At 47.7% G+C, this 8,607-nt stretch carries 9 protein-coding genes; 5 read left to right on the top strand and 4 right to left on the bottom strand.

The annotated features are described in order from the left end of the window. Positions 1-581 (top strand): inositol monophosphatase family protein (locus OS145_RS12580; protein WP_006956959.1); only part of this gene is annotated, 581 nt, incomplete at its 5' end. Positions 582-631: 50 nt separating this feature from the next. Here the strand turns inward: OS145_RS12580 and OS145_RS13255 are convergent. Continuing rightward, positions 632-805, bottom strand: a complete 174-nt coding sequence (locus OS145_RS13255) for a DUF3545 family protein (RefSeq protein WP_006956962.1) — start codon at positions 803-805, stop codon at positions 632-634. Positions 806-1,070: 265 nt separating this feature from the next. Here OS145_RS13255 and OS145_RS12575 point away from each other — a divergent pair, with 265 nt between their 5' ends. Continuing rightward, entirely contained in the window at positions 1,071-1,583 is a 513-nt protein-coding gene (locus tag OS145_RS12575; RefSeq protein ID WP_006956963.1) for a cytochrome b/b6 domain-containing protein, read from the top strand. On the opposite strand, the gene ung is transcribed toward OS145_RS12575, so the two are convergent. Continuing rightward, positions 1,570-2,244, bottom strand: coding sequence for a uracil-DNA glycosylase (ung, locus tag OS145_RS12570; protein ID WP_006956964.1), 675 nt, complete (start codon positions 2,242-2,244; stop codon positions 1,570-1,572). The two genes, OS145_RS12575 and ung, sit on opposite strands and share 14 nt — an antisense overlap. Positions 2,245-2,319: 75 nt before the next feature. On the opposite strand from ung, the gene OS145_RS12565 reads away from it, so the two are divergent. From OS145_RS12565 to OS145_RS12555, 3 genes are read left to right on the top strand one after another with little or no spacing between them, the layout of a single operon-like run. After that, positions 2,320-3,417: a glycosyltransferase gene (locus OS145_RS12565; RefSeq protein WP_006956965.1), complete on the top strand. Its 1,098-nt coding sequence runs from the start codon at positions 2,320-2,322 to the stop codon at positions 3,415-3,417. Then, positions 3,417-4,139, top strand: a complete 723-nt coding sequence (locus OS145_RS12560; RefSeq protein WP_006956966.1) for a glycosyltransferase family 25 protein — start codon at positions 3,417-3,419, stop codon at positions 4,137-4,139. Before OS145_RS12565 ends, OS145_RS12560 begins: the two co-directional genes overlap by 1 nt. After that, positions 4,136-5,248: a glycosyltransferase gene (locus tag OS145_RS12555; protein ID WP_006956967.1), complete on the top strand. Its 1,113-nt coding sequence runs from the start codon at positions 4,136-4,138 to the stop codon at positions 5,246-5,248. The genes OS145_RS12560 and OS145_RS12555 overlap by 4 nt, the downstream gene beginning before the upstream one ends. A 59-nt stretch (positions 5,249-5,307) precedes the next feature. Here OS145_RS12555 and OS145_RS12550 read toward each other — a convergent pair whose 3' ends face one another. Together OS145_RS12550 and OS145_RS12545 are read right to left on the bottom strand one after the other, a co-directional pair. After that, complete coding sequence (locus OS145_RS12550) at positions 5,308-7,302, bottom strand: S9 family peptidase (protein WP_006956968.1); 1,995 nt, start codon at positions 7,300-7,302, stop codon at positions 5,308-5,310. Between the two features lie 150 nt (positions 7,303-7,452). Then, positions 7,453-8,607 (bottom strand): DUF1302 family protein (locus OS145_RS12545; protein WP_040488236.1); only part of this gene is annotated, 1,155 nt, incomplete at its 5' end.

Here is an 8,607-nt window from a genome sequence, read left to right as displayed (position 1 = left end):
CGGGTAAAGATAACGATTTTCAGTGGGTTATCGATCCGTTGGACGGCACAACAAATTACTTGCGCGGTGTTCCCCACTTCTGTATTTCTATTGCTGTCGTTCATAAAGGAACGGTACAACAAGGCGTCGTTTACGATCCTGTACGCGAAGAACTATTCACCGCATCACGTGGCGCGGGCGCTCAGCTTAATGGCCGTCGGTTACGTTTATCACCATTAACAGAACTTAATGGTGCATTGCTCGCAACAGGTTTCCCTTTTAAAGCAAAACACCGCTACGATGAATATCAGGCGATGTTTGGTCGCTTATTTGAGCGTTGTGCGGATATGCGCCGTGCTGGTGCTGCAGCCCTCGACCTCGCCTATGTTGCCGCGGGTCGTTACGATGGCTTCTTCGAGCTTGGCTTGAAGCCATGGGATTTGATGGCCGGTGACCTCCTTGTACGAGAAGCAGGCGGCATCGTGACTGATTTTGAAGGTGGCCACAATTATGTTCAAAGCGGCCATATCGTGGCCGGCGCACCTAAGGTGCTCAAGCAGATGCTCGCACAACTGCGTAAAAAGCCAGAAAGCAACGACTAAACGCTATGATAAGAACGACAAAGGCCGGCAAATTTGCCGGCCTTTTTCTTTTAACGAAGCTCGATTTCTTCCAAATCGATATCAAACGAAGAATCGATATCGGTGAGCTCCTCGCGTAAGAGGTATTTTTCTTTTAATTGTTCTATTTCACGCCACCTACGCTTACTTGTGCGTCCTTTCGATGATTTTTCACTTACTTTCTGAAGCTCTTCTGAATGGTCCATGACTACCTCTCAGTATCATTATAATTATGGATTAGCGCACAAAACAAACTGCCTAACAATTTGTTCACATATGATTAAATATCACACTTTTTGCAAGAATAAAAGCAGTTTGTTTCAAATATGTTAACTGCGGATGAATCTTACATGACATGGATCATGACATAGACACTTGTAAGGAATAAGTTAAACGAAAGTTGCTCTAATTAAGATAAATTTAAGTTTCACGGCATAGGCTAAAGCAAAGTGAATCAACGAGGTTAAACTCATGAATACATCCACACATTACTCTGCGCTTGCACAGTTTATGCACTGGCTCACTGTAATCGCACTCTCAATCATGTTAACACTCGGCTTTATGATGGTATTTGCCGACGAACGCACCTTTAAACATGCCGTTGAAGGCATTCATGTAACGACAGGCTTTTATCTTGGGCTCTTCTTATTAGTGCGCATTGGATTTAGAGCATTCGCAGGCTTTCGCGCGCCAGAGCCCGATGAGCAAACAACATTTAAGCTCGCTAAAGGATTACAAAGCTTGATGTTACTGACACTCTTAGTCGTGCTCATCACCGGTCCTTTATACTTATTCACCGAAGGCGAAGGGATCGCTCTTTCTTCACAAACTACTTGGCTTATTGATCTCTCCGGTTGGTCATGGCTTCATGAACCCGCCGAAGAAATACACAAGATCCTAGCAACTTACGTACTACCAGGTTTGATCGCGCTGCACATGCTTGCGGCTATCAAACAGTTTCATCGTGAAGTTAATCGACGCTGATACCCGGCGCCCATTGAATGGGTGTCCGTCCGTGCGCCATGAGGTATTGATTGGCTTGCACAAAGTGATGCGCTTCAAAAAAGCCACGATGAGCGGATAATGGTGAAGGATGAGGTGCCTTTAATATGCAGTGCTTATCGTCCGGGATAAGTGCTGCCTTTTTTTGCGCATGAGCGCCCCACAGCATAAATACGATGTTGTCGTACTCGGTAGCTAAGCGCTCAATCACTGTGTCGGTGAAGGTTTCCCAGCCCCAGTTGGCGTGACTATGTGCCTGACCCTGTGCCACCGTGAGTACCGTGTTGAGTAACAGAACACCTTGTTGTGCCCAAGCCGTTAAATCACCATGAGTCGGTGCTTGCGCTTCGGGGTAATCTTGCATAATTGCCTTGAGAATATTCCGTAGTGAGGGTGGTAATTTGACCCCCTCAGGTACCGAAAAGCTCAAGCCATGCGCTTGTCCAGGCCCATGGTAAGGGTCTTGCCCCAAAATAACGACTTTAACCTGCTCAGGCGCAGTCAGTTTAAGCGCGTTAAACACCTCCGATTCGGGTGGAAAGATAACCTCTGTTTCTCGCGCTTGTTCGACCCGTTGCATGAGTTGTACGAAGTATTCTTTTTGCTTTTCCTCTGCCAGGAGTGGCTGCCACGCTTTTGCCATGATACGACCTTACTTGATGATTCACTTTGCCCTATAATGCCACTCACTAGCTAGGTTTTAAAAGGTGCATCGTTTTTGCGAGTCATTCATTTTGTTACGGGTGGTTTTTCCGGCGGCGCTACACAGGTCGCTCTATCTTTGGTGCGTGCGACGCAGCACGAGCCCGACGTAGAGAGCATTCTAGTGCTTCGAAAGAAAAGCCACATGCCCAAACAGCGGGTCGAAGCACTCAGGCAGGAAGGTATTCGCGTGTATGTCGTTAATAACTGGCTACACCTTACAACCGTCTTCGCACTCGTACGTCTTTGTCACCAGTTAAAACCTGATGTTTTTGTCGCCCATGGATTCAGTGAACATTTATGGGGCCGCTTGGCGGCTTACTTGGCGGGTGTGCCGCATATCGTTCAAGTGGAACACAACACCAAAGAGCGTTACACCCGGTTTCGCTATTGGCTATCGCGTAAACTAAATACAGTCACAGATGCCATTGTTGGCTGTTCAGAAGGTGTCCGCCAAGTACTCCTCAGGCGAGGTTATGACGCTGACAAATGCATAGCGATTAGCAATGGCATTAAGCCCGACCCTTTCATCGATGAACCCGTACCAGCATCAAAGCGCCCGAATGACATTATCATGGTAGCGCGTATTGCAAAGCAAAAGGACCATCGTACTCTCATCGAAGCGATCGCCATTTTGCAGCAGCGCCATGTAAACGTTAAGCTGCAACTCATTGGCAAGGGTAAGCCACGTATCGTTGATGGGCTCAAACAACAAGTCCAAACATTAGGTCTGGAATCTCAAGTTGAGTTTGCGGGTTTTCGTTCAGACGTGCCGGAATTGCTAAAAAGCACACGTATTTTTGTGCAGTGTACTCATTATGAGGGAATGCCGCTGACTTTGATCGAAGCCATGGCGGCTGGATGTGCGGTCGTTGGTAGCCAAGTACCCGGTGTACAAGAAGTCATTGTTGAAGACAGCAACGGTCTGACACATCGGCACCAAGACGCGGAGCACTTAGCTGACCAACTTGAGCGGTTGGTAAAAGACGACTCACTCTGCGACCGTCTTGCGCTATCGGCCCGTCAAGACGCCCTATCGCATTACACGCAAACTCAGATGAGCCAACACTATCTCAATCTATTTAGAGATCTAAAGCAAGGATCAAGCCGCTGATGAATGTGAAAATTTTCTTGATTAACTTAGATCGCTCTACCGAGCGCTTGGAAAAAGCCGCGCAACAATTGAATCGGCTCAATGTGCCGTTTGAGCGAGTATCAGCGGTGGATGGTTCAAAGCTCACGGGAGCAGAGATCGATGCGGCGTTTGATACTGAGCAAGCCGAACGACGAACCGCTTATAATTTGACGATTGGTGAAATTGGATGCTACCTCAGCCATGTTGAGTGTTGGCGACGGATTATTACCGACAAACTCGATTTCGCCATTATTCTTGAAGATGATTTAGTCTTAGACGATCAATTCCCCCATGCTATCAGTGCTATCGAACAGTTCACTCATAGCAATGAATGGGACTATATTAAGCTGGCTAACCCCTTTAAAAAGCGTCCTTACCAAACGCGAACAGCACTCGACCGCTTCACACTTGTAGATTATCCCAAAGCACCCACAGGCACGGTCGCACAAGCAGTTAGCTTTCAGGGGGCGGAGACTCTGCTCAGTCATCGTCCACCCTTTTTCCGTGCCATTGATGTTGATCTGCAATGGGAGTGGGAACTCGGTATAAAGGTTCAAGGCTTGGTGCCCTATGTCGCCAACGTGAGTGATGCCGAAAGTGAAATTCAGCAAATGGCCCAACGCAAAGACCTCAAGCAGCGCCGTTGGACAAAGCTAAAAGAATCTATCAAATTTAAATTAAAAAAGGCGAGTCATCGATGACGACGATAGTAACTGTTATACCGACCTTAACAGGCGGTGGTGCTGAAAAAGTGTGCCTACGCTTACATGAACAGTTTCTCAAGCGTGGAATTGATCACCATATTGTCGTGTTGTGTACTAAGGGTGTCTACGACATCGAGCGGCTCACCAATATTCACATGCTTCCATTTGAGAATACCAAGAATATTGATTTACTGGGTAAATCAAGGCAAATGGTCGCCTCTCTGGAACGCTGCTTAAAAACAATAGAGGGAGACAGCAATACCCGTATTAGCGCACTGTTTGCCCATTTGGATGAAGCACATTGGGTGGTCCGTCGCTTACCGCGTGATATCCCCAAGCGCTATGTGGTGCATACCTCCCTCGAAGGCGAGATGGCTACCGCACGCCGTATGAGCTGGTTAAAACATTGGCGACTAAAACGCAAGAAATTGTCACTCAAGGATCAACACGTTATTGCCGTATCTGACGAATTAGCACGGGAATACTCAGCGGCTAATGATTGGCTCCCCCTTGGTACCGTCGAGTCGATCCACAACCCTATTGACTGGGAAGATATCCAGCGCCAGGCCGCACAGACTCACGATGCGATCCCTGATACGCCCTATGTCATCCATATTGGACGTTGCGCCAAAGCAAAACGTCATGATGTGTTGCTCGCCGCATTTAAGCAGGTTCGCCAACACCGACCCGACGTTAAGTTAGTATTGTTAACCCGCAAAGATAAAAAGCTACGCCGGTTACTCGATCGGTTTGATGCACACGATGACGTGATTGTGCCAGGGTTTCAAAACAATCCGTTTCCTTGGATTAAACAAGCCCAATGTTTGGCGTTAAGTTCAGATTTTGAAGGTCTTCCTAACGTACTTGTCGAGTCTGTTGTGTGTGGCACGCCGTTTGTTTCAACACGGTGTCAGTGTGGTCCGACCGAAATCGCTGAGGGTATTTTAGAAGATTGGTTGGTACCGATGAATGACCCGAATGCACTGGCAGAGCGTTTAGTGGCTATGCTAAACGAGCCCGTAACCATTGACCATGATCAGTGGGCATTACGCGATAAAGTGACGCCAGAGTATGCGGTGAATCGCTACTTAGAAAGTATCCAGTAGGTATGTTTAAGATACGAAAAAGCCGGCGTTCATGCCGGCTTTTTTGAGGATATATAGCGTTAGTCGTCTGATTTGTGCTGTTCAAACCAATACAAAATATAGGCTACTTTATTCATCAAGTTACTCGGGCGCGCATAAATGCTATGTCCAGAGTTTTGAATTCGTACCATCGCTGTCTCAACACCCGCTAATTTTAGCGCCTGATAGTACTGCTCAGTCTCTGAAATCGGCGTTCGATAATCTTGCTCACCGGTTAATAACATGGTGGGCGTCGTGACGTTACCTACGTAACTGATAGGCGAATGCTTCATATACTGCTCAAGATTTTCCCATGGTAAACCAGGGAACCAATATTGATAGAAGTAGTTATACATATCCGCCGTTAATACGAAGCTGTACCAGTTGATAACAGGCTTCGCTACCACCGCTGCACGGAAACGATCGGTGTGTCCGACAATCCAAGCGGTTAAAACACCACCGCCGCTACCGCCGGTGACATATAATTGGTCTTCATCGATAAAGCCTTTATCGATAACGGCATCCACACCATCCATCAAGTCATCATAGTCATGACTGGGGTAGTTCTGGTGTATTTCATTGGCAAAGTCATCACCGTAACTGGTTGAACCCCGCGGGTTGGTATATAGCACCACGTATCCTGCCGCTGCGTACAACTGTACCTCTACGGAAAAGCGTGGACCGTAGTTTGTATGGGGGCCGCCGTGAATTTCTAAAATTAATGGATACTTTTTATCTTTATCGAAATTGGGGGGATAAGCAATCCAGCCCTGTAGATCTCGGCCATCCACCGACGATTTATAGGTGATTTCTTCAACCTGCGCGAGCTGCTTATGACCGAGCGCATCTTCATTAAGTTGTGTGACTTGTCGGTTGTCGCCATCATCCCACCATGCTAAATCGGCAGGACGCAATGGGTTTGATAAGGTATATAACACTTGATCATCACCTGCGACTGAAAAGTCACCGCCACCATAAGGACGACCATAAGATAAACCGCCAACACGATCCGTTAACGGTTCGTAGTCACCGTCAAGATCAGTGCGCGCTAATTGACCAACACCCTTATCATCGTATGTAAAGTAAATACCCTCACCGTCAGTGTCCCATGCGAAACCTGTCACACTACGATCTAATTCCGATGTCAGTACACGTGACTGGGTACCATCCACGGACATCACGTAAAGACGTGAGATCTGTGAGCTCATGCCGTTATCGTCATTGCCAATGAAGGCGAGCCAATCGCCGTTAGGCGAACGTTTTGGCGCACCATCAGGACCATTGCGGTCAGTTAGAGTACGTACTTGCCCCGTATCGACTTGAACCGCATAAATTTCACTGTTCATCGGTTGGCGAAACGCATCGCTGCGGCGGTTTGCCGAGAAATAAATTTGTTTGCCGTCCGCTGACCACTCCAGATCACCACCGCTATTATACTCGTCATCGGTGATTTGACGCGCAGTGCCGCCCTCGGCACTGATCACATAAATTTGTTGATAGCCATCACTGACGTAACCGCCACCATCATAACGATAGTTGTCTTTGTCAACAAACTGCGGAGGCGCGGTCCAGTCAGCGCCTTCCGGCTTACCCGGCAACGACACAGGGGCTGCCGACTTAATCGGAGTAAATTGGCTAAACGCGATATAGTCACCGTTGGGCGACCAACTCAACGAACTCGGCGTTTGCGTCAATTCACCCACAACCGCATGTTTGCCCGTGTCGGTCCAATAAATTGCAATTTGTGGGCTACCCGAAGCGTCCGAGATAAAAGCGAGCCGTTTGCCATCGGGTGACCAAACAGGACTCCACTCATGAGCAGAATCGCCCGTAAGCGGGCGGATGTCACCGTTCGGTTTTACCGTCCATAGACGCCCTGTTTTTTGGTCATGCTTAATGTCCATCGATTGACGCACAAACACACCGTAGTCTCCACTTGGATGCAATGCGGGCGACGCTGCATACTCGAGATCAAAGACATTCTGTAACTGCAACGTGCGCTCCGTCTGTGCAACGGCACTGGCCGACAACGTCACCGCTATCGCTTCCCATTAGCCACTTTTTCATGCGTGTTCTCTCCGTGTTGCCTACAAATAAAAAACCGCCTCATAAGAGACGGTTTTAGCGTTAGTGCGTTAAACATGCAAGTTAAATAAGCATGCTTTTTGTACAAACTGACGGCATCATCAGAATGCGTATGAGAAACTTACTGATGCGTAGTCACGATCGGTAGTCGCATCAAAGTCGCCACCTGTGTACTGGGTATAACCCAATGTCACTTTATAAGTCGACAAGTAATCAGCCGCTAAATTTAAGCCGACTGACTTACGGTCTTCAATAAAGTTACTGTTTGGAGAGTAACCGTCAACGTCATGATTAAACTGAAGCGTTGGCGTTAAGCTCCAACCGTTCCAAACACTCAAATATTCCCATTGTAGGCGTGTGCGATAGCCCCAAGAGTTTTCTGTCACAAAGCCTTCACAGTTACCGGCTGCTGTTGGACCGACTTCACTCGGTAATAGGCACTTACCAAATAACGGTAAACGACCGTAACGCTGCTCTTCTAAGCCCGGCAGGTCATGTACTTGGTTCATTGCGATTTCGCCCACGAAGGTCATGCGGTCAGCGCCCATGAAACGATCGAAGAAACGAACGAAACTTGCTTGCGCCTGACTCACGTCCAACCGGTCATACCCGTGAGCTAAACCACCTAGTTCAGTGCTTTGTACACGGTCACCAAAGGTACTCGGTACGTTAGGACGCAAACCCGCTGTTAAGATCTCTGTGGTGTTGATTTGTACAGGCATGTCTTTGCGATAGCTATACTCACCGCCAATTGACCAAAGACCAATATTAGTACTGAAGCTTGCACCGTACAACTCTGTATCTTCAGGGTATTCAATAACCAAACGAGGACCATCGATAGGGTAACCGTTCGGCGTTGCATAGGTGTAATTAGGGTTCTGACGATCCGCTGCATCCATGAATTGCTCAGGATCAACGGTCCAGTTATACGCTGAGATAATTGGCGTATTATTATGCAAATTCATGAAATACAAACCGAACTCGGTATCGAGGTCGATTGAATAGTAGCGCAGGTTCATACCCCACTGACCACTGTCAGAGGCTTCAAGACGTGGGTTACTACCAATATAAGCGCCCGCTTCTACGGATTCTCTATCACTTAAATAACTATTAGGGTCGCCTGGCACCAATTGTGGGTTCAGCGTCACTTTGCCGCAACCTGGGCCACCGATAATGTCGACACTTGAGAAAAATGTACCACAACCATCGAGTTTGGTGTTGTCCCACTCGTATTGATAAAACGCTGCGAGACTCAA

The sequence above is a fragment of the Idiomarina baltica OS145 genome, assembly GCF_000152885.1.
GTDB lineage: Bacteria > Pseudomonadota > Gammaproteobacteria > Enterobacterales > Alteromonadaceae > Idiomarina > Idiomarina baltica.
Note: the sequence above shows the minus strand (reverse complement) of the source record. Positions and strands in the feature narration are given on the sequence as shown.

Coding starts and splice junctions, on each gene's coding strand:
- OS145_RS13255 (WP_006956962.1), bottom strand. CDS start 805: ATGGACCATTCAGAAGAGCTTCAGAAAGTAAGTGAAAAATCATCGAAA.
- OS145_RS12575 (WP_006956963.1), top strand. CDS start 1,071: ATGAATACATCCACACATTACTCTGCGCTTGCACAGTTTATGCACTGG.
- ung (WP_006956964.1), bottom strand. CDS start 2,244: ATGGCAAAAGCGTGGCAGCCACTCCTGGCAGAGGAAAAGCAAAAAGAA.
- OS145_RS12560 (WP_006956966.1), top strand. CDS start 3,417: ATGAATGTGAAAATTTTCTTGATTAACTTAGATCGCTCTACCGAGCGC.
- OS145_RS12555 (WP_006956967.1), top strand. CDS start 4,136: ATGACGACGATAGTAACTGTTATACCGACCTTAACAGGCGGTGGTGCT.